General features: G+C 69.5%; 19 protein-coding genes. 18 read left to right on the top strand and 1 reads right to left on the bottom strand.

The window, feature by feature from the left end; all coding sequences use genetic code 11:
* The 15 genes from murG (at position 1) to ASD84_RS01325 (ending at position 15,134) form a co-directional block, all read left to right on the top strand.
* On the top strand, positions 1 to 1,095 hold the full coding sequence (gene murG, locus ASD84_RS01400) for an undecaprenyldiphospho-muramoylpentapeptide beta-N-acetylglucosaminyltransferase (RefSeq protein ID WP_056706001.1): 1,095 nt from the start codon (positions 1 to 3) through the stop codon (positions 1,093 to 1,095).
* Entirely contained in the window at positions 1,092 to 2,492 is a 1,401-nt protein-coding gene (gene murC / locus ASD84_RS01395) for a UDP-N-acetylmuramate--L-alanine ligase (RefSeq protein ID WP_056705999.1), read from the top strand. Before murG ends, murC begins: the two co-directional genes overlap by 4 nt.
* A 3-nt stretch (positions 2,493 to 2,495) precedes the next feature.
* Entirely contained in the window at positions 2,496 to 3,251 is a 756-nt protein-coding gene (locus ASD84_RS01390; RefSeq protein ID WP_056705997.1) for a cell division protein FtsQ/DivIB, read from the top strand.
* A 172-nt stretch (positions 3,252 to 3,423) separates the two neighbouring features.
* On the top strand, positions 3,424 to 4,593 hold the full coding sequence (ftsZ, locus tag ASD84_RS01385; RefSeq protein ID WP_056705995.1) for a cell division protein FtsZ: 1,170 nt from the start codon (positions 3,424 to 3,426) through the stop codon (positions 4,591 to 4,593).
* A 31-nt stretch (positions 4,594 to 4,624) separates the two neighbouring features.
* The gene (pgeF, locus tag ASD84_RS01380; RefSeq protein ID WP_056705994.1) at positions 4,625 to 5,359 is read left to right on the top strand and encodes a peptidoglycan editing factor PgeF; all 735 of its coding nucleotides are present in this window, start codon (positions 4,625 to 4,627) and stop codon (positions 5,357 to 5,359) included.
* A complete protein-coding gene (locus ASD84_RS01375; RefSeq protein WP_056705992.1) occupies positions 5,356 to 6,054 on the top strand; it encodes a YggS family pyridoxal phosphate-dependent enzyme in 699 nt (232 codons plus the stop codon). The genes pgeF and ASD84_RS01375 overlap by 4 nt, the downstream gene beginning before the upstream one ends.
* Positions 6,055 to 6,115: 61 nt before the next feature.
* Positions 6,116 to 6,601 (top strand): cell division protein SepF, encoded by a 486-nt coding sequence (locus tag ASD84_RS01370; RefSeq protein WP_056705990.1) that lies wholly within the window; start codon positions 6,116 to 6,118, stop codon positions 6,599 to 6,601.
* A 100-nt stretch (positions 6,602 to 6,701) separates the two neighbouring features.
* Positions 6,702 to 6,995 (top strand): YggT family protein, encoded by a 294-nt coding sequence (locus tag ASD84_RS01365; protein WP_056705988.1) that lies wholly within the window; start codon positions 6,702 to 6,704, stop codon positions 6,993 to 6,995.
* Positions 6,996 to 7,148: 153 nt separating this feature from the next.
* Positions 7,149 to 7,934, top strand: coding sequence for a DivIVA domain-containing protein (locus ASD84_RS26080; RefSeq protein WP_056705986.1), 786 nt, complete (start codon positions 7,149 to 7,151; stop codon positions 7,932 to 7,934).
* A gap of 154 nt (positions 7,935 to 8,088) precedes the next feature.
* Complete coding sequence (locus ASD84_RS25400; protein WP_082573086.1) at positions 8,089 to 8,961, top strand: TraR/DksA family transcriptional regulator; 873 nt, start codon at positions 8,089 to 8,091, stop codon at positions 8,959 to 8,961.
* Positions 8,934 to 9,497, top strand: a complete 564-nt coding sequence (gene lspA, locus ASD84_RS01345) for a signal peptidase II (protein WP_056705985.1) — start codon at positions 8,934 to 8,936, stop codon at positions 9,495 to 9,497. Before ASD84_RS25400 ends, lspA begins: the two co-directional genes overlap by 28 nt.
* Complete coding sequence (locus ASD84_RS01340; RefSeq protein WP_056705983.1) at positions 9,494 to 10,432, top strand: RluA family pseudouridine synthase; 939 nt, start codon at positions 9,494 to 9,496, stop codon at positions 10,430 to 10,432. The genes lspA and ASD84_RS01340 overlap by 4 nt, the downstream gene beginning before the upstream one ends.
* Positions 10,433 to 10,435: 3 nt before the next feature.
* A complete protein-coding gene (locus ASD84_RS01335) occupies positions 10,436 to 10,879 on the top strand; it encodes a GNAT family N-acetyltransferase (RefSeq protein WP_056705981.1) in 444 nt (147 codons plus the stop codon).
* A 116-nt stretch (positions 10,880 to 10,995) separates the two neighbouring features.
* Positions 10,996 to 14,568 carry a DNA polymerase III subunit alpha gene (gene dnaE, locus ASD84_RS01330; protein WP_056705979.1) on the top strand — a complete coding sequence of 1,191 codons (3,573 nt, stop codon included), beginning with the start codon at positions 10,996 to 10,998 and terminating at the stop codon, positions 14,566 to 14,568.
* Positions 14,556 to 15,134: a hypothetical protein gene (locus tag ASD84_RS01325; RefSeq protein ID WP_056705978.1), complete on the top strand. Its 579-nt coding sequence runs from the start codon at positions 14,556 to 14,558 to the stop codon at positions 15,132 to 15,134. The genes dnaE and ASD84_RS01325 overlap by 13 nt, the downstream gene beginning before the upstream one ends.
* Here the strand turns inward: ASD84_RS01325 and ASD84_RS01320 are convergent.
* The gene (locus ASD84_RS01320; protein WP_056705977.1) at positions 15,082 to 15,747 is read right to left on the bottom strand and encodes an LON peptidase substrate-binding domain-containing protein; all 666 of its coding nucleotides are present in this window, start codon (positions 15,745 to 15,747) and stop codon (positions 15,082 to 15,084) included. The genes ASD84_RS01325 and ASD84_RS01320 overlap by 53 nt on opposite strands.
* A gap of 80 nt (positions 15,748 to 15,827) precedes the next feature.
* Between ASD84_RS01320 and hisD the strand changes: the two genes are divergently transcribed.
* From hisD to hisB, 3 genes are read left to right on the top strand one after another with little or no spacing between them, the layout of a single operon-like run.
* Positions 15,828 to 17,120: a histidinol dehydrogenase gene (gene hisD / locus ASD84_RS01315; RefSeq protein ID WP_056705976.1), complete on the top strand. Its 1,293-nt coding sequence runs from the start codon at positions 15,828 to 15,830 to the stop codon at positions 17,118 to 17,120.
* On the top strand, positions 17,117 to 18,211 hold the full coding sequence (locus ASD84_RS01310; RefSeq protein WP_056705973.1) for a histidinol-phosphate transaminase: 1,095 nt from the start codon (positions 17,117 to 17,119) through the stop codon (positions 18,209 to 18,211). Before hisD ends, ASD84_RS01310 begins: the two co-directional genes overlap by 4 nt.
* On the top strand, positions 18,208 to 18,816 hold the full coding sequence (gene hisB, locus ASD84_RS01305) for an imidazoleglycerol-phosphate dehydratase HisB (protein WP_056705970.1): 609 nt from the start codon (positions 18,208 to 18,210) through the stop codon (positions 18,814 to 18,816). The genes ASD84_RS01310 and hisB overlap by 4 nt, the downstream gene beginning before the upstream one ends.

The following is an 18,816-nucleotide window of genomic DNA, read 5'->3' as shown; positions in this document are numbered from 1 at the left end:
GTGCGCGTTCTGTTGGCCGGTGGTGGAACGGCGGGTCACACCTCGCCCCTGCTCGCGACGGCGGATGCCCTGCGTCGCCTCGATCCTGACGTGGAGATCACCTGCCTGGGCACCCCTCGCGGCCTGGAGAACAAGGTGGTCCCCGCCGCCGGCTACACGCTGCGCCTGGTGCCCCCTGTGCCGCTGCCGCGCAAGCCCGGCAAGGACCTGTTCCTGGTGCCCAAGCGTCTCCGTGCGGCGGTCAAGGCGGCTCTCGAGATCATCGACGAGGTCCAGCCGGACGTGATCGTCGGTTACGGCGGCTACGTCTCCATGCCGGCCTACGTCGCCGCCCGCCGGCGCAAGATCCCGCTGGTCGTCCACGAGCAGAACGCCCTGCCCGGCATCGCGAACAAGGTCGGATCGCGGCTGGCCACCCGGGTCGCGGTCAGCTTCCCCGGCACCCCCCTGAAGAAGGGGGAGTACGTCGGCCTACCCATCCGTCGGATGATCTCGACCCTCGATCGCCCGGCTCTGCGCGCGGAGGCACGTGCGTTCTTCGGTCTCGAGGCCGATCGCCCGACCCTGGTCGTCACCGGTGGCTCGCAGGGCGCGCGCCGCGTCAACCAGGCCATCAGTGGTGCCTCCGCGGCGCTCGGTTCGGCCGGCGTGCAGGTGCTGCACGTGATCGGACCGAACGGCGCGAGCGATCCCTCGTGGCAGGACCCGGTGGCCACGGGGGTGCCCTACGTCGTCCTCCCGTTCGTGGAGCGGATGGACCTCGCCCTGGCTGCTGCCGACCTGATGGTCTGCCGGTCCGGTGCCTCCAGCGTGGTCGAGGCGTCCGCGAGCGGCGTGCCCGCGATCTTCGTGCCCCTGCCGATCGGCAACGGCGAACAGGCCCTCAACGCCCGTCCCGTCGTCGAGGCCGGGGGAGCCCTCCTGGTCGAGGACGCCGACTTCACCGCCGACTACGTCGCCGACACGGTGCTCGCGCTGGTCGCCGACGCCGAGCGACTGGTCCGGATGGGCGCGGCCGCCGCTGACCTGGTGCCGCGCGATGCCGACGAGAAGCTGGCGCGCATCATCCGCGACGTCGCCGGGGCCGCCCGGTGAAGATCCCCGTCCCCGCCGAGATCCTGCCCGCCGAGCAGCTCGGTCGGGTCCACTTCGTCGGCATCGGTGGCGCCGGACTGTCCGGCATCGCCCGCCTGATGCACCAGCAGGGCATCACGGTCAGCGGCAGCGACGCGAACGACTCGGTCGTCGTACAGGCCCTGAGGTCCGAGGGCATCACGGTCCACGTCGGCCACTCCGCTGCCCAGGTCGACGGCGTCGACACCGTCGTCGCGACCACCGCCGCACGCGAGGACAACCCCGAGATCGTCGCCGCTCAGGCGCAGGGACTGCGGCTCTGGCCGCGGTCTGCGGGCCTGCAGTCGGTCCTGATCGGCAAGCGCGTCGTCGCCGTCGCCGGCACCCACGGCAAGACCACCACGACTGCGATGCTCACCGTCGCGCTCCAGGAGGCCGGCCTCGATCCGACCTTCGTCATCGGTGCGGAGGTCGAGACCCTCGGCACGAACGCTCGTCTCGGCACCGGCGACGTAGCGGTCGTGGAGGCCGACGAGTCCGACGGAGCCTTCCTCGTCTACACCCCCGAGGTCGCCGTGGTCACCAACGTCGACGCCGACCACCTCGACCACTGGGGCACGCCCGAGGCGTACGCCGCCGCGTTCGCACAGTTCGTCGCTGGCGCGTCATCGACGGCGGTGGTCAGCGCCGACGACCCCGGCTCTGCTGCTCTTGCCGACTCGTGGAGCGGAGTCGCGAGCGCGGGCTTCGAGGACGGTGCCGACCTCCAGGGCAGTGACTTCGTGGTCGTCGACGGCGGCGCGACGTTCCGGGTGCGCGCGGGTGAGGACGACCTCGGTGTCGTCACCCTCGCCGTCCCCGGCCGGCACTACGCCCAGGACGCCCTGCTGGCGCTGGCCGCGGGCCTCGACCTGGGCGCCGACCCGGCCGCCCTCATCCGAGGGCTGGCCCGCCACCGCGGCGCCAAGCGGCGCATGGAGCTCATCGGCGAGGCTGCAGGCGTGCGGGTCTACGACTCCTACGCGCACCACCCGAGCGAGATCCGCGGCGACCTCGAGGCGGCTCGCTCCCTCGTGGGAGACACCGAGCGCCTGGTCGTCTGCTTCCAGCCGCACCTCGTCTCGCGCACGCGGATCTTCGGTGTGGAGATGGGCGAGGCGCTCGGCGCTGCCGACGAGGTCGTCGTCCTCGACGTCTACGTCGCCCGCGAGGACCCCGATCCCCAGGTCACCGGCGCGCTGGTCTCCGATGCGGTGCCGCTGCCGTCCGGTCAGGTCCGCTTCGTGTCCGAGCGCGACCAGGTGGTGGTGACGTTGAGCGACATCGCCCGCCCGGGCGACCTGGTCCTCATGCTCGGCGCCGGAGACGTGACAGCGCTCGCACCCGAGCTCCTCGCCGTCCTCGTCGAACGGAGCTGAGGGGTGCCCGGCAGGGGACCGGCACCCCGCCTTCGCCGCGGTGACGCCCAGGCACGTGCCCGCAAGGCCTTCGCGCGCCGCCAGCGCTCCCGGCGGTGGCTGACCTGGCGCTACATCGCCGCCGCCATCGTCTTCGTCGCCCTGCTCGGTCTCGGCGTCTACGCGCTGTACTTCTCCTCGTGGCTCCGGGCCGACGGTGTCCAGGTCATCGGCAACGACCTGCTCACCGAGAAGCAGGTGCTCGCCGCTGCCGAGGTCCCGACCGGTGGACCGCTGGTCCAGGTCGACCTCGAGGCGATCGAGAAGCGGATGCGTTCCCTGGCCACGGTCAAGAGCGTCGACGTCTCCCGCAAGTGGCCGCACCAGATCCGCATCGACATCGTGGAGCGCACCCCGATCGCCGTGCTCGACCTCGGCAAGCGCGAAGCGGCCCTCGATGCCGACGGGACGGCTTTCCCCGCACCGGCCCGGGCCCGCAAGGGGCTGCCTCGCGTGAAGGTCGGCGCCGGCGCGAACAAGGACGCCCTCCAGGAAGGCGCGGCGGTCGTCGCCTCGCTCGATCCCGAGGTCTCCGCGATGGTCGAGTTCGCCGAGGTGCGCACGGTCGACGAGATCCTGCTCCACCTGCGCGACGGTCGCCTGGTCCGGTGGGGGAGCGCGGACCAGTCCGCGGACAAGGCCGCCGTCCTGCTGGAGCTGCTCAGCCGCAAGGCGCAGACCTACGACGTCTCGGTGCCGGGTTCACCGACCACACGCTGATCTTTTCGCATGATCCCGCGCAGGTGCGGCGTGTCTGCGCCGCGAGGGTCTGTGGCGTACCTACTGTCATGGACACGACGAGGTTGACATAACTATAACCCTCTACCTGAGGGTGACAGTTTCCGAAACGCACCGTCGATTCCGATCACACACCTGGAGAGGTGAAGCCGCCGTGGCAGCTGCACAGAACTACCTGGCCATCATCAAGGTCGTCGGCATCGGTGGCGGCGGCGTGAACGCCGTCAACCGGATGATCGAGGTCGGCCTCAAGGGCGTCGAGTTCATCGCCATCAACACCGACGCGCAGGCGTTGCTGATGAGCGACGCCGACGTCAAGCTCGACATCGGTCGCGAGCTCACCCGCGGCCTCGGCGCCGGCGCCAACCCCGACGTGGGCGGCAGGGCAGCAGAGGACCACGCGGAAGAGATCGAAGAGGTCATCAAGGGCGCCGACATGGTCTTCGTGACCGCCGGCGAGGGCGGCGGCACCGGCACCGGTGGTGCTCCGGTCGTCGCTCGCATCGCCCGCTCGCTCGGAGCGCTGACCATCGGTGTCGTCACCCGTCCGTTCAGCTTCGAGGGCGCGCGCCGCAAGAAGTCCGCCGACGACGGCATCGAGCGGCTCCGCGAAGAGGTCGACACCCTCATCGTGATCCCCAACGACCGCCTGCTGCAGATCTCCGACCGCAACGTCTCGATGCTCGACGCCTTCAAGCAGGCCGACCAGGTCCTGCTCCAGGGCGTCTCCGGCATCACCGACCTGATCACGACCCCCGGTCTGATCAACGTCGACTTCGCCGACGTCAAGGCCGTCATGAGCAACGCCGGCTCCGCGCTGATGGGCATCGGCTCGGCCCGTGGTGAGGACCGTGCGCTGGCCGCCGCCGAGATGGCGATCAGCAGCCCGCTGCTCGAGGCGTCCATCGACGGCGCCCACGGCGTCCTGCTCTCGATCGCCGGCGGCTCCGACCTCGGCATCTTCGAGATCAACGAGGCCGCCGCGATGGTGGCCGACGCGGTGCACGCCGACGCCAACATCATCTTCGGCACGATCATCGACGATGCCCTCGGTGACGAGGTCCGCGTGACGGTCATCGCCGCAGGCTTCGACGGTGGCCTGCCGAAGCGCCAGGACTCGGTCGCCCGGCGCGAGGCCCGCCCGCAGACGACGCAGGCCGAGACCCGCGCCGCTGCAGGCGCGGTCGCCAGCCGGCGCGAGGAGACCCCGGTGCGGGAGTCGGCCCCCGAGCCGCAGCCGCAGCCGGTCGGTGCCCGCACCCCGCAGGCGCCGATCCAGTTCGACGACGGTGACGACCTGGATGTCCCCGACTTCCTGAAGTAGGGGTCGACGAGCTCGACCATCAAAAGGACCCATGTATTCGTTTCGCATCACCACAGGCCCCGTTGACCTGGCCTTCACGGACCGGGTCGGCGGGGTCAGTGCTGCCCCCTACGGCGAGCTGAACCTCGCCCGGGACGGCGAGGACGCGGAGTCCGCCCGGTCGGAGAACCTGCGCCTGCTGCTCGACGACTTCGCGCCCGGTGACGACCTCGCCGACCTGCACCAGGTGCATGGCAACGCGGTGGTGCTCGCCGACGAGGGCGACCGGACGTCGTACGACGGTCCGCCGGAGGCGGACGGCATCGTCACGGCCACACCGGGCGTCACCCTGATGGTCCGCGCGGCCGACTGCGTCCCCGTGCTGCTCGCGGACCCGGACGCCCGGGTCATCGGTGCCGCCCACGCTGGTCGGCTCGGCATGGCGCTGGGCGTGGTCCCTGCGACGGTTGCCCGCATGCGTGAGCTGGGTGCCGGACACGTCAGCGCGTGGGTGGGGCCGCACATCTGCGGCTCCTGCTACGAGGTCCCGGCCGACCTGCAGGAAGAGGTCGCGGCCCGTGTTCCCGCGAGTCGTGCGACCACGTCCTGGGGCACGCCTGCCCTCGACATCGGTGCGGGCGTGCGCGCGCAGCTCGTGGCCGCCGGTGTCGAGGTCATCGACGCCGGCCGCTGCACCCGTGAGTCGCCCGACCTGTACTCCTATCGACGCGACGGCGCCGGTGCCGGCCGGCACGCCGGCCTCATCCGCCTCGGTGGCCACCGATGAGCCGGCGTGAGGAGCTCGTGGCCAACCTCGCCGTCGTCCGCACCCGCATCGATGCGGCCTGTGCGGCCGCCGCACGACCGGCCGGCGACGTCCGCCTGGTCGTCGTGACCAAGTTCTTCCCGGCCTCCGACGTGCGCCTGCTCGTGGACCTCGGCGTCACCGACGTGGGGGAGAACCGCCACCAGGAGGCCGAGGCGAAGGCCGCGGCGTGTGCCGACCTCGACGTCCGGTGGCACTACATCGGTGGACTGCAGTCCAACAAGACCGCGGCCGTCGCGCGGTATGCCGACGTGATCGAGTCCGTGGACCGGCCCGAGCTGATCGCCCGGATCGCACGAGGCGCAGCCGAGCGTGGTCGGCCGGTCGACGTACTCCTGCAGGTGAGCCTGGATGCGCCCGGGAGCGAGCACCGCGCCGGTGCCGACCCGGGCAGGCTCGACGATCTGGCTGCCGCCGTCGCCGCTCATTCCGAGCTCGAGCTGCGCGGCCTGATGGCGGTCGCGCCCCTCGGCGAGGACCCGGATCAGGCCTTCGCCCGGCTCGCCGAGATCCGCTCGACCTTCGTCGAGGACCACCCCGAAGCATCCATCCTCTCCGCCGGCATGAGCGGCGACCTCGAGGCGGCGATCTCCGCTGGCGCGACACACGTGCGCGTCGGCACTGCGGTCCTCGGATCGAGGCCTGGAGTCCAGTAATGTCCAGAACACCACCAGATGTCCCTTCTACCCAGGGGCACGAATCACGGAGGCAACAGTCATGAGCGGTGCGATGCGCAGGATCGGCGAGTACCTCGGCCTGCTGGAAGACACCGGCTATGACGAGTACGACGACGAGGTGAACGAGGCACCGGCCCGCGAGGCGCGTGCGTCCCGTCCCGTCCGCGCCGTACCGTCCAACACCGTCGCCGACCTCGAAGAGCGTCGCCGTCCCGTTGCGGTGGCCCCCCAGCCCGTCGTTGCCGAGCTGTCCCGGATCACGACCCTGCACCCGACGACCTACAACGAGGCGCGCTCGGTCGGCGAGGAGTACCGCGAAGGCATTCCGGTGATCATGAACCTCACCGAGATGAACGACCAGGACGCCAAGCGTCTCGTCGACTTCGCGGCCGGCCTGATCTTCGCGACCCGCGGCACGATCGAGCGGGTCACCAACAAGGTCTTCCTGCTGTCCCCGCCGAACGTCACGGTCGCGGCCGAGGACAAGGCGCGGATCGCGGACAACGGTTTCTTCAACCAGAGCTAGTTTGTCTGGCGCGAGCGCGTCTTCGCCTCGATGGCGGCAGCAAGCTGCCGGGAGGCGGCTCCCGACGCGCTGCCGCGCGAGCACCCGATAGATTGGTGTCGTGAGTATCGCTGGGTGGATCATCGAAGGCCTGCTGTTCGCCTTCATTGCGTTCCTGTGGGTCCGCTTCATGACCGACTGGGTGCAGGTCTTCGCCCGCTCCTGGGAGCCGCGCGGACCTGTCCTGGTGTTCCTGGAGACGGCCTACTCGGTGACGGACCCGCCGATCAACGCGTTGCGCAAGGTGATCAAGCCGATCCGGATCGGCAACTTCGCCCTCGACGTCAGCTTCATCCTGGTCATGATCCTGGCCTACGTGTTGTTGTCGGTGAATCGATCGACGCTGCTGGCCTGACTGATGGCCTGACTGCTGGCCTGACGTGGTGCGACACGCCCTTCGTGCGCTCTGTGTGACGGGTGATGCGGCCTTCTCGGCCGCAAGCGCTAAGGTTCCACCAGATAGTTTGACGAGACAGTTTGTCCTTGTACTTCGAAGATAGGTGAGGTCATGCCGCTGACGCCTGAGGACGTGAGCAACAAGCGCTTTACGCCGGTCCGGCTGCGCGAGGGCTACGACATGGGCGAGGTCGACCAGTTCCTGGATGAGGTGGAGGCCGAGCTGGCTCGCCTGACCCAGGAGAACGACGACCTCCGCACCAAGCTCGCTGCCGCCCAGTCCGGATCTTCGTCTGCGTTCGATGCCCCGACGCAGCTTGCGCCGGTCGCCGAGGTTGCTCCCGAGCCGCCCGCCCCGACGCCTGCTCCGGTCGCGGTCCCTGCTCCCATCGAGCCGATCGCGGCGCCGTCCGTCGTACCGGCCGGCGACCAGAAGATCCAGACGATCCGCGTCGAGACCGTGCCCGAGGCGTCCAACGCCGCGGCGCGACTCCTCGAGATCGCCACGCGCAACGCGGACGAGCTCGTCGAGGACGCCAAGAACGAGGCCGACAAGATCGTCGGCGAGGCGCGCACCAAGTCCGAGCGGCTGGAGTCCGAGGCGAAGGTCAAGTCCGACCGCCTCGAGTCCGACGCCCGCACGCGCGCCGAGATGCTCGACGGTGAGACCGCCGAGCGTCGTACGCAGCTCTTCGGTGACCTGGAGAAGGAGCGCGACAAGCTCTCCGCCGAGGTCGAGACGCTGCGTTCGTTCGAGCGCGAGTACCGCTCGCGGCTCAAGAGCTACTTCACGCAGCAGCTCGAATCGCTCCAGACCCCGGGCGACACCCTCGCCCCCGTCGAGGAGGCTCCGGCGCCCAAGCGCCTGCGCTCCATCCTCGGCGAAGAAGAGGCCTGAGCAGCACGACATCAACCGGCCGGTCCGCATCACGCGGGCCGGCCGGTTTGTCGTTGTGCGGTGCGCCTGCTTGGTGAGGTTGGCGGAAGTCGTTACCCTCCGCATCACGCCCGTAGCCTTCCGGTCGCGTGGTGCCCGTTCCAAGGAGTCCGTGATGGCCCGCAGCACGAAGAAGTCTCTGGCCGGTCAGGCCGCATCTGCAGCGCGGAAGATGATCCGACCGCGGAAGGCCGCATCGGCGGTCGCGACACCAGCGGCGCCAGCCAAGAAGACGGCTACGAAGCCCGCGGCGCCTGCGAAGAAGGCCGCACCGGCCAAGAAGGCGGCTCCGGCGCCTGCGAAGAAGGCCGCTCCGGCGAAGAAGGCGGCTCCGGCGCCCGCGAAGAAGGCCGCTCCGGCGAAGAAGGCGGCTCCGGCGCCCGCGAAGAAGGCCGCTCCGGCGAAGAAGGCGGCCCCGGCGCCCGCGAAGAAGGCCGCACCGGCCAAGAAGGCGGCCCCGGCGCCCGCGAAGAAGGCCGCACCGGCCAAGAAAGCAGCTCCCGCACCCGTGAAGAAGGCGGCACCCGTGACGAAGGCAGTTCCGGCGAAGAAGGCAGCCCCCGCGAAGAAGGCGGCGGCGAAGAAGTCCGCCCCGTCCGCACTGGTGGTCCTCGAGCACGAGGAGGCCTGGTCCAAGGCCGAGCTGGCCGAGGTGCTGGCAGAGCTCCACGAGCAGCACGCCCACAGCACCGAGATCCTCGAGGCCCAGGAAGCCGACCTGACCGGGTTGTTGCGCGACTCCGGTGACGGCGCCGGACAGGACCAGGCCGACCTCGGCGCGACCAGCTTCGAGCGCGACCACGAGCTGACCGTCCTGAACCACGAGCGGGAGAAGCTGGCGCAGATCGACCGGGCCCTGGGACGCATCGACGACGGCACCTACGGGGTGTGCGAGTCGTGCGGCAACCCCATCGGGAAGATGCGGCTCATGGCGTTTCCGCGTGCCACACTGTGCATGACATGCAAGCAGCGCGAGGAACGCCGGTAGACGACCGCGACGACGGGTCACAGCCGGTCCGGCCGTCACGTGTCGTCGCCCCCCGCACCTGGGCCCTCTTCCTCTCGGTGGCCGTGGTCCTGGTCCTCACCGACCAGATCACCAAGGTCCTTGCCGTGCGGCACCTGGCGGGCGAGCCCGACAAGCAGGTCGTCGGCGACCTGCTGCAGCTGCACCTGACGTACAACCCGGGTGCAGCCTTCAGCCTGGGCACCCGCTTCACCGTCGCCCTGGCCGTGCTGGCCTGTACGGCGACGCTCGTCGTGCTGTGGCTCAGCCGACGGGTCGATGACCGGGTCTGGGCCGTGGGTCTGGGGCTGCTGCTCGCAGGCATTGTCGGCAACCTGCTCGACCGGCTCCTCCGTGAGCCCGGCCCCTTCCGCGGGCATGTCGTCGACTTCCTGATGCTGCCGAATTGGCCGGTCTTCAACGTGGCCGACATCTGCATCAACCTCGGGGTCGGCCTGATCCTGATCCAGGTGCTCCGTGGCATCGCCATCGACGGCACCCGCCAGGAGAACGCATGACCAACCTCGACCACCGCAGCCTGCCCGTCCCCGATTCGCTCGAGGGCGAGCGGATCGACGTGGCCATGTCCCAGCTGTTCGGACTGTCCCGGACCCGTGCGGCCGAGCTGATCTCCCAGGACCACGTCCGTCTCGACGGCGCCGGAGTCAGCGGGAAGAGCGAGCGGGTCCTGGCCGGGTCGGTCCTCGACGTGTCGATCCCGGCCGAGGTGAACCTGGTGGAGGTCGTGCCCGAGATCGTCGAGGGCATCAAGATCATTCACGACGACGACGCCATCGTGGTGATCGACAAGCCTGTGGGCGTCGCCGTGCACCCCTCGCCCGGCTGGCGTGGCCCGACGGTCGTCGGCCACCTCGCCGGCGCCGGCTTCCGGATCTCGACGTCCGGTGCCAAGGAGCGCGAGGGCATCGTCCAGCGCCTCGACGTCGGCACCTCCGGCGTGATGGTGATCGCGAAGTCCGAGCATGCCTACTCGATCCTCAAGAACGCCTTCCGGCACCGGACGGTGGACAAGACGTACCACGCCCTCGTGCAGGGTCACGCGGACCCGCTCTCGGGCACCGTGGACGCACCGATCGGCCGGCACCCGGGCGCGGACTACAAGTTCGCGGTCCTCGAGGGCGGGCGCGCGAGCGTCACCCACTACGAGACGCTCGAGGCGCATCGGTTCGCGAGCCTGCTCGAGGTGCATCTCGAGACCGGTCGCACCCACCAGATCCGGGTGCACATGGCCGCGCTCAAGCACCCCTGCGTCGGGGACCTCACCTACGGTGCCGATCCGACGTTGGCGAAGCGGCTCAAGCTGACCCGGCAGTGGCTGCACGCCGTCAAGCTCGGTTTCGAGCACCCGGACGGTGGCGAGTACGTCACCTTCGAGTCGACGTACCCCGATGACCTCGCGCACGCGCTCGAGGTCATCCGGGACAGCGACTGAGGCATGTTCGACCTGCAGCTGCGTCCGGCCGTGCCGGACGACGCTCGAGCGATCGCTGACGTGCACCTGGCCGCACGCGCGGCAGCTCCCATGCCGGCGCCGGTGCACTCCGACGCCGACGTACGGACCTGGTTGGCGTCCCGGTTCGGAGTGGACGAGATCTGGGTGGCCGAGATGGGCGACCAGGTGGTCGGCTACGCCCGGTTCACGCGCACCTGGCTCGATGACCTGTACGTCGCCCCGGACCACGCCCGCGAAGGCATCGGCCTGGCGCTGCTGGACCTGGTGAAGGCCCGGCACCCGAACGGTTTCGGGCTGTGGGTGTTCACCTCCAACCTGCCCGCCCGGGCCTTCTACAGCGCGCAGGGACTGGTCGAGCGCGAGCACACCGACGGCTCGGCCAACGAGGAACGCGCTCCGGACGTCCGGATGGAGTGGACCGGCTGACCGGGTCCGGATCGTGTCGGTGGTGCCTGTCATCATCGCGTTGTCGGGTCGCGTAGTCTGATCCTCTTCCCCGACCACCCGTTCGCTAGCGACACCGCGAGGAGTCAGTACACCCGATGGCAGTCGGTTCCGGGGGATCGGACTTCGTCCACCTGCACGTCCACACCGAGTACTCCATGCTGGATGGAGCCTCGCTCCTGGACGGCCTCTTCACGCGCGTCAACGACCTCGGCATGACGTCGATCGCGATGACCGATCACGGCAACCTGCACGGGGCCTACGACTTCTACAACAAGGCCAAGAAGTACGGCGTCAAGCCGATCATCGGCATCGAGGCCTACCTCACGCCGCAGACCCACCGCACCGAGCGGCGCCGGGTCCGCTGGGGCAAGGGCAACGGTGGCGAGGGAGGCGAGGAGGGCGGCAACGACGTCGCCGGCGGTGGCGCCTACACCCACATGACGATGTGGGCCGAGACGACCGAGGGCATGCACAACCTGTTCCGGTTGTCGTCGCGCTCCAGCCTCGAGGGCTTCTACTACAAGCCCCGCGCCGACCGCGAGCTCCTCAACGAGTACGGCAAGGGCCTGATCGCCACCACGGGCTGCCCGTCGGGCGAGATCCAGACCCGCCTGCGGCTGGGGCAGTACGACGAAGCGGTCCGCTCCGCGTCGGAGTTCCAGGACATCTTCGGCAAGGACAGCTTCTTCCTCGAGCTGATGGACCACGGGATCGACATCGAGAAGCGGGTCCGTGACGACCTGCTCCGGCTGGGCAAGCAGCTCAACATCCCGGCGATCGCCACCAACGACTCGCACTACAACAATCCAGAGGACGCCGAGGCCCACGACGCCCTCATCTGCGTCTCCTCGGGCAAGCGTCTCGCGGACCCGAACCGGCTGAAGTTCGACGGCGGTGGCTACTACATCAAGTCGGCTGCCGAGATGCGCGAGCTGTGGTCGGACCGCTTCGGCATGCCCGAGGCCTGTGACAACACGTTGCTGGTCGCCGAGCGCTGCAACGTGGAGTTCACCGAGTCCACCGGTGGCTACATGGCAGCCGCGGACATCCCGGCCGGCGAGACCGAGGAGTCCTGGTTCGCCAAGGAGGTGTGGCGCGGCATCGAGGCGCGCTACCCCGGCGACAAGCTGACCCAGGCGGTGCGCGACCGGGTCGAGATGGAGCTGGGTGTCGTCGCGTCGAAGGGCTACTGCGGCTACTACCTGGTGGTTGCCGACTTCATCCAGTGGTCCAAGGACAACGGGATCCGGGTCGGGCCCGGGCGTGGCTCCGGCGCCGGGTCGATCGCGGCGTACGCCCTGCGGATCACCGACCTGTGCCCCCTCGAGCACGGCCTCATCTTCGAGCGGTTCCTCAACCCCGAGCGTCCCTCGATGCCCGACTTCGACATCGACTTCGACGAGCGTCGGCGCGTCGAGGTCATCCAGTACGTCTCGCAGAAGTACGGCAGCGACCGCGTCGCCTACATCGCGACCTTCGGCCGGATCAAGGCCAAGCAGGCGGTCAAGGACGCGGCGCGGGTCCTGGACCACGGCTTCGCCATCTCCGACAAGATCACCAAGGCGCTGCCACCCGACATCATGGGCAAGGGCGTGCCGCTGAAGGAGATCTTCAACGGCGACCACAAGCGTTACTCGGACGGCGGCGAGTTCCGCTCGCTCTACGAGTCCGATGCCGAGGTCCGCACGATCTACCAGACGGGCCTGGGACTCGAGGGCCAGATCCGTCAGACCGGCGTGCACGCCGCTGGCGTGATCATGTCGAGCCAGCCGCTGATCGACATCGTGCCGATCATGAAGCGCGAGCAGGACGGCGCGATCATCACGCAGTTCGACTACCCGATGTGCGAGTCACTCGGGCTGGTCAAGATGGACTTCCTCGGCCTGCGCAACCTCACCGTCCTCGACGACGCCCTGATCAACATCAAGCGCAACCGCGGCGAGGACGTCGTCCTGGAGGACCTCCCGTTCGACGACCAGGCCACCTACGACCTGCTCTCGCGCGGTGACACCCTCGGTGTGTTCCAGCTCGACGGTGGCCCGATGCGGGCCCTCCTGCGATCCATGCGGCCCGACAAGTTCGCCGACATCTCGGCCGTGGGTGCGCTCTACCGCCCCGGCCCGATGGGTGCGGACTCCCACAACAAGTACGCCCGCCGCAAGAACGGCCGCGAGCCGATCGACCCGATCCACCCGGAGCTCGAGGCCCCGCTGGAGACGGTGCTGGGGGAGACCTACGGCCTGATCGTCTACCAGGAGCAGGTGATGGAGATCGCCCAGGTCCTGGCCGGCTTCAGCCTGGGACAGGCCGACAACCTGCGCCGCGCCATGGGCAAGAAGAAGAAGGAAGAGCTCGACAAGCAGTACGCCGGGTTCCAGGCGGGCATGCTCGGCAACGGCTACTCCCAGAAGGCGATCTCGACGCTGTGGGAGATCCTGCTGCCGTTCTCCGACTACGCCTTCAACAAGGCCCACTCGGCGGCGTACGGCGTCATCTCCTACTGGACCGCCTACCTCAAGGCCAACTATCCGGCCGAGTACATGGCAGCGCTGCTCACGAGCACCCGCGTCGACAAGGACAAGTCGGCCATCTACCTCAACGAGTGCCGCCGGATGAAGATCCAGGTGCTCCCGCCCGACGTCAACGAGTCGGTCTCGAACTTCACCTCGGTCGGCACCGACATCCGGTTCGGGATGGGCGCGATCCGCAACGTCGGTGAGCACGTCGTCGACGGCGTCGTGGCAGCCCGCGAGGAGAAGGGGCGCTTCGCCGACTTCAACGACTTCCTGTCCAAGGTCCCGGCCCAGGTCTGCAACAAGCGGGTCATCGACTCGCTGATCAGGGCAGGCTCCTTCGACGACATGAAGCACAAGCGCCGGGCGCTGGTCGCGATCCACGAGACGGCCGTCGACCAGTACGTCGACATCAAGCGCAACGAGGCGATCGGCCAGGACTCACTCTTCGCCGGTCTGGGGGACGACGACGAGGACGGCGGCTTCGGCGTCTCCGTCGCGATCCCCGACCTCGACGAGTGGGACAAGATGACGCTGCTCGGCCATGAGCGGGACATGCTCGGCCTCTACGTCTCCGACCATCCGCTGCTGGGTCTCGAGCACGTGCTCTCCAACGGCACCGACTGCACGATCGGCCAGCTGCTCACCGACGAGGACCGGCCGCACAACTCGACCGTCACGGTGGCGGGTCTGGTCACCTCGGTGCAGCGCAAGATCACCAAGAACGGCGACCCGTGGGCGACGGTCACCCTCGAGGACCTCGAGGGCGCGATCGACGTCCTGCTCTTCCCCAGCTCCTACCGACTGGCGGCTCCGTACCTCACCGACGACGCGATCATCCGGGTTCGTGGACAGCTCGACAAGGAGCGCGACACCGCGCAGCTGCGCGGTCAGGAGGTCACCCTTCCCGACCTCGAGCGCGGCAGTGACGGGCCTGTCGTGATCAGCCTGCCGTCGACACGATGCACCGGTCCGGTGGTCCAGTCGCTGCGTGACGTCCTGTCGACGTACCCGGGTCTGACCGAGGTGCGGCTGCAGTTGTTGAGCCGCGACTCCACCAAGCTCATGCGCCTGGGGGACAATCTCAGGGTGACTCCCAGCCCGTCCCTCTTCGCGGACCTCAAGCAGCTCCTCGGACCGGGGTGCCTGAGTTGAGTGCGCTGCTCCGGCCGATCCTGGCGATCCCGGTCGTCCTCGGTGCCGCCCTCGGCCTGCTCGGAGGCTGGCTGTGGTGGACCTGGTGGGGCCCGGCGCCCGACGGCAAGATCTACGACACCCGGGTCGGTGCCAAGTGGTACCCCGACCCGTTCGACCCGGGCATCACGCGAGACTTCAGCGGTACGGCGACGTACGTGGTCGTCGGACTCGTCCTGGCTGTCCTCCTCGGCGTCCTCGCCGCCGTGCTCTGCCGCCGGATCGCCGTGGCCGGACTCGTGGCGGTCGCCCTCGGAGCAGCCCTCGGCGCAGCGCTGATGGTGTTGTTCGGCACGAGCTTCAGCCCGCCTGACCCGGCGACCCTGGTCGCCAGCCACAAGGTCGGCGACTCCCTGCCCGGGCACCTGCACGTGGCGGGCTGGACGCCGTACCTGATCTGGCCGGTGGGTGCGCTGCTGGGCTACTTCGTCGTGATGGTCAGCATCCTCACGCCCTCGCAGGCGCGGGTGGCGGTCAGTTCGGAGACCAGCGAGTCCGCGCGACCTCCGTCGCCGGCAGCGACCTGATCACGTTCATCACCCGCAGCTCCGAGCGGAGCAGGTCCGTCACCAGCACGAGTCGCTCGGCGGCATCGGTCGCCTCGAGCAGCTGCTGGCGTTCGGCCAGGGGGAGCGGGGTGCAGGCGGCGAGGGTCCAGGAGAGGAAGACCGGGTCCCGGGGCAGGTCGCCCTCGAGCGGGTCGGTCGCGATGTCCTGGAGCACGTGCCGGTAGGCCGCAAAGACCGCCCGGGCGTGCATCACGACGTCCCCCGGCACCTCGGAGGCGACCTCGGGCAGTGTGCTCACCTCGCCCAGCGGGAACGCATCGGTGGTGCGCAACCGGTTGAGCTGGATCCGGTCGCGTCCGACCGCCACGATGTCGAAGGTTCCGTCGGCGTGCGCCTCGACCTCGGTCAGCTGCACGCGTACACCCACCCGGAACAGGGACTGGGCGCCGTGGTCCCCGACTTCGTAGCCCTCGCGGATCGCGACGGTGCCGAAGACGCGTTCGGCGGGATCCTCGATCCTCAGCAGATGGTGCACGAGGGCGCGGTAGCGATCCTCGAAGATGTGCAGGGGCATGCTGACTCCCGGATAGAGCACCGCGTTGAGCGGGAACATCGGGAGCTCGTCGGCCACGGTGCCGACACTAGTCCGGCGAGCGTCCGGCTGGCGTCGCCGACACGGGTCCGCAGCGCCTACGCCCGTAGAATCGACCCATGATCCGTCGCATCGACCTGCGTGGCGTCGCCGACAACGTCGACTACCGCGCAGCTGTGCCCCGTGCCGACTTCGACATCGAAGCCGCGGTACCGGCGGTGCATGCGATCTGTGAGGAGGTCCGCACTCGCGGGCTCGACGCGATCCGCGAGTTCGGCGAGAAGTTCGACGGCGTCGTCGTCGAGGACATCCGTGTCGCGCCCGAGGCGCTGAAGACCGCGTTGGAGCAGCTCGACCCGGACATTCGCGCGGGTCTGGAGGAGTCGATCCGTCGGCTCCGGGCGACCTGTGCCAACGAGCTCGAGAAGGACGCGGTCACCGACCTCGGCCCGGGCGCGCGCGTCACGCACCGCAAGGTGCCGGTCGGCCGCGTCGGCCTCTACGTCCCCGGTGGCCTGGCGCCGCTGGTGTCGAGCGTCCTGATGAACGTCGTTCCTGCCCAGGTCGCGGGCGTGCAGTCCATCGCGCTCTCGAGCCCGCCGCAGCGTGAGTTCGGCGGATCCGTGCACCCGACGATCCTCGCCGCGTGCGCGTTGCTCGGGGTCGAGGAGGTGTACGCCGTCGGTGGCGCCCAGGCGATCGCGATGTTCGCCTACGGCGTCGGTCCCTGCCGCGGAGTCGACCTGGTCACCGGGCCGGGCAACATCTACGTCGTCACCGCCAAGCGCATCCTCAAGGGCAAGATCGGCATCGACTCCGAGGCCGGGCCCACCGAGATCGCGATCCTCGCCGACGACACGGGCGATGCTGCCTACGTCGCGGCCGACCTGATCAGCCAGGCCGAGCACGACCCGTTGGCCGCCTCGGTACTGGTGACGACCTCCGAGCGGCTCGCCGCCGAGGTCGAGGCCGAGCTCGAGGTCCAGGTGGCTGCGACCAAGCACACCGACCGGATCACCACCTCGCTGCGCGGCCAGCAGTCGGGCATCGTGCTGGTGCGCGACCTCGAGCAGGGGCTCGACGTGGTCAACGCCTATGCCGCCGAGCACCTCGAGATCCACACCGAGGACGCTGCCGAGTGGGCCGCCCGGGTGCGCAACGCCGGCGCGATCTTCGTCGGACCGTACGCGCCCGTCAGCCTGGGCGACTACTGCGCCGGTTCCAACCACGTCCTCCCGACCGCAGGGTGTGCCTGCCACTCCTCGGGCCTGTCGGTGCGCGCCTTCACCAAGTCGGTGCACGTCATCGAGTACTCCCGCGAGGGTCTGGCCGAGGTGGCCGACCACGTCGTGACGCTCGCCGAGGCCGAGGACCTGCCGGGCCACGGTGCCGCCGTCACGGTGCGCCGATGAGCTGGCCGCCCCTGCGCGAGGAGCTGCGCGGTATCGAGCCGTACGGCGCCCCGCAGCTGGACGTGCCGGTCCAGCTCAACGTCAACGAGAACCCCTACGGGCCTTCGGCTCTCTGCATCGCCGACATCGCGACGTCGGTGGCCGAGGCTGCGGTCACGTTGAACCGCTACCCGGACCGCGAGTTCGTCGCGCTCCGTGGCGCGCTGGCCGACTACCTGTCCAGGGACGCGCCCGCCGGCATCACGCCGGACATGGTGTGGGCAGCCAACGGCTCCAACGAGGTCATGCTGCAGCTGCTGCAGGCCTTCGGCGGACCGGGACGCACCGCGGTCAGCTTCGCGCCGACGTACTCGATGTATCCGGAGTACGCCCGCGACACCAACACCCGCTGGATCGCCGGGCGCCGGGCCGAGGACTTCTCGCTCGACCTCGACACGGCGCGGGACCTGGTCAAGACCGAGCAGCCGAGCGTCATCCTGTTGCCGAGCCCGAACAACCCGACCGGGACGGCACTGCCGCACGAGGCGATCCGCACGTTGTGCGAGGCCGCGGGGGACGAGGGGATCGTCGTCGTTGACGAGGCCTACGGCGAGTTCCGCCGCACCGGGGTGCCGAGCGCGCTCGAGCTGCTGCCGTCGTACCGCAACCTGGTGGTGACGCGGACGATGAGCAAGGCGTTCGCCGGAGCCGGACTGCGCCTGGGATACCTCGCTGCTGACTCGGCCATCTGCGACGCGATCCGGGTGGTGCGCCTGCCGTACCACCTCTCAGCCGTCACCCAGGCGGTCGCGCTGGCCGCGCTGCGCCACGCACCGGAGCTGCTCGGCAAGGTCGACGAGCTGCGGGTCGAACGTGACGCGCTGGTGACCTGGCTGCGTGCCGAGGGGTACGACGTCGCCGACTCGGATGCGAATTTCGTGTTGTTCGGACGATTCGCCGACCGTCATGCTGTCTGGCAGGGTCTGTTGGACAGAGGCGTCCTCATCCGGGAGACCGGACCGGACGGCTGGCTCCGGGTCTCGGTCGGTACCCCGGACGAGATGGCAGCCTTCCGCAACGCCCTCATCGATGTGAACGGAGAACGAGCATGAGCCGCAGCGCACGTGTGGAGCGGGCAACGAGCGAGTCGAAGGTCGTCGTCGAGGTCGATCTCGACGGCAGCGGTCGCCACGACATCTCCACAGGGGTCGGCTTCTACGACCACATGCTCACCGCGTTCGCCCGGCACGCGTTGGTCGACCTGACCGTGCAGACGGAGGGCGACGTCCACATCGACGCCCACCACACGGTCGAGGACACCGCGATCGCGCTCGGCCAGGCCCTGCGCCAGGCGCTCGGCGACAAGGCCGGCATCCGCCGCTTCGGCGACGCCACGGTCCCGCTGGACGAGGCGCTGGTGCACGCGGTGGTCGACGTCTCGGGTCGTCCGTACTGCGTGCACACCGGCGAGCCCGAGGGTCAGCAGTACGTCGCCCTCGGCGGCTCCGGGGTGTCGTACCTCGGATCGCTGACGCAGCACGTCTTCGAGTCGATCGCGTTCCACGGCCACTTCGCGCTGCACGTGCGGGTCCTGGCCGGCCGTGAGCCGCACCACATCGTGGAGACACAGTTCAAGGCGTTCGCGCGGGCGTTCCGCGACGCCGTCGCGATCGACCCGCGGGAGACGGGCATTCCGTCCACCAAGGGCGCTCTGTGA

It is taken from the genome of Nocardioides sp. Root682 (assembly GCF_001427795.1).
In the GTDB taxonomy this organism is placed as follows: domain Bacteria; phylum Actinomycetota; class Actinomycetes; order Propionibacteriales; family Nocardioidaceae; genus Nocardioides.
The sequence above is the reverse complement of the archived record's forward strand: the minus strand, read 5'-3'. Positions and strand labels throughout refer to the sequence as shown.

What these genes read in the sequence shown, in the direction of transcription:
- lspA (WP_056705985.1), top strand. Translation starts at nt 8,934, where the DNA reads ATGCAAGCAGCGCGAGGAACGCCGGTAGACGACCGCGACGACGGGTCA.
- ASD84_RS26080 (WP_056705986.1), top strand. Translation starts at nt 7,149, where the DNA reads ATGCCGCTGACGCCTGAGGACGTGAGCAACAAGCGCTTTACGCCGGTC.
- ASD84_RS01310 (WP_056705973.1), top strand. Translation starts at nt 17,117, where the DNA reads ATGAGCTGGCCGCCCCTGCGCGAGGAGCTGCGCGGTATCGAGCCGTAC.
- pgeF (WP_056705994.1), top strand. Translation starts at nt 4,625, where the DNA reads ATGTATTCGTTTCGCATCACCACAGGCCCCGTTGACCTGGCCTTCACG.
- ASD84_RS01340 (WP_056705983.1), top strand. Translation starts at nt 9,494, where the DNA reads ATGACCAACCTCGACCACCGCAGCCTGCCCGTCCCCGATTCGCTCGAG.
- hisD (WP_056705976.1), top strand. Translation starts at nt 15,828, where the DNA reads ATGATCCGTCGCATCGACCTGCGTGGCGTCGCCGACAACGTCGACTAC.
- dnaE (WP_056705979.1), top strand. Translation starts at nt 10,996, where the DNA reads ATGGCAGTCGGTTCCGGGGGATCGGACTTCGTCCACCTGCACGTCCAC.
- ASD84_RS01370 (WP_056705990.1), top strand. Translation starts at nt 6,116, where the DNA reads ATGAGCGGTGCGATGCGCAGGATCGGCGAGTACCTCGGCCTGCTGGAA.
- ASD84_RS01335 (WP_056705981.1), top strand. Translation starts at nt 10,436, where the DNA reads ATGTTCGACCTGCAGCTGCGTCCGGCCGTGCCGGACGACGCTCGAGCG.
- hisB (WP_056705970.1), top strand. Translation starts at nt 18,208, where the DNA reads ATGAGCCGCAGCGCACGTGTGGAGCGGGCAACGAGCGAGTCGAAGGTC.
- ASD84_RS25400 (WP_082573086.1), top strand. Translation starts at nt 8,089, where the DNA reads ATGGCCCGCAGCACGAAGAAGTCTCTGGCCGGTCAGGCCGCATCTGCA.
- ASD84_RS01375 (WP_056705992.1), top strand. Translation starts at nt 5,356, where the DNA reads ATGAGCCGGCGTGAGGAGCTCGTGGCCAACCTCGCCGTCGTCCGCACC.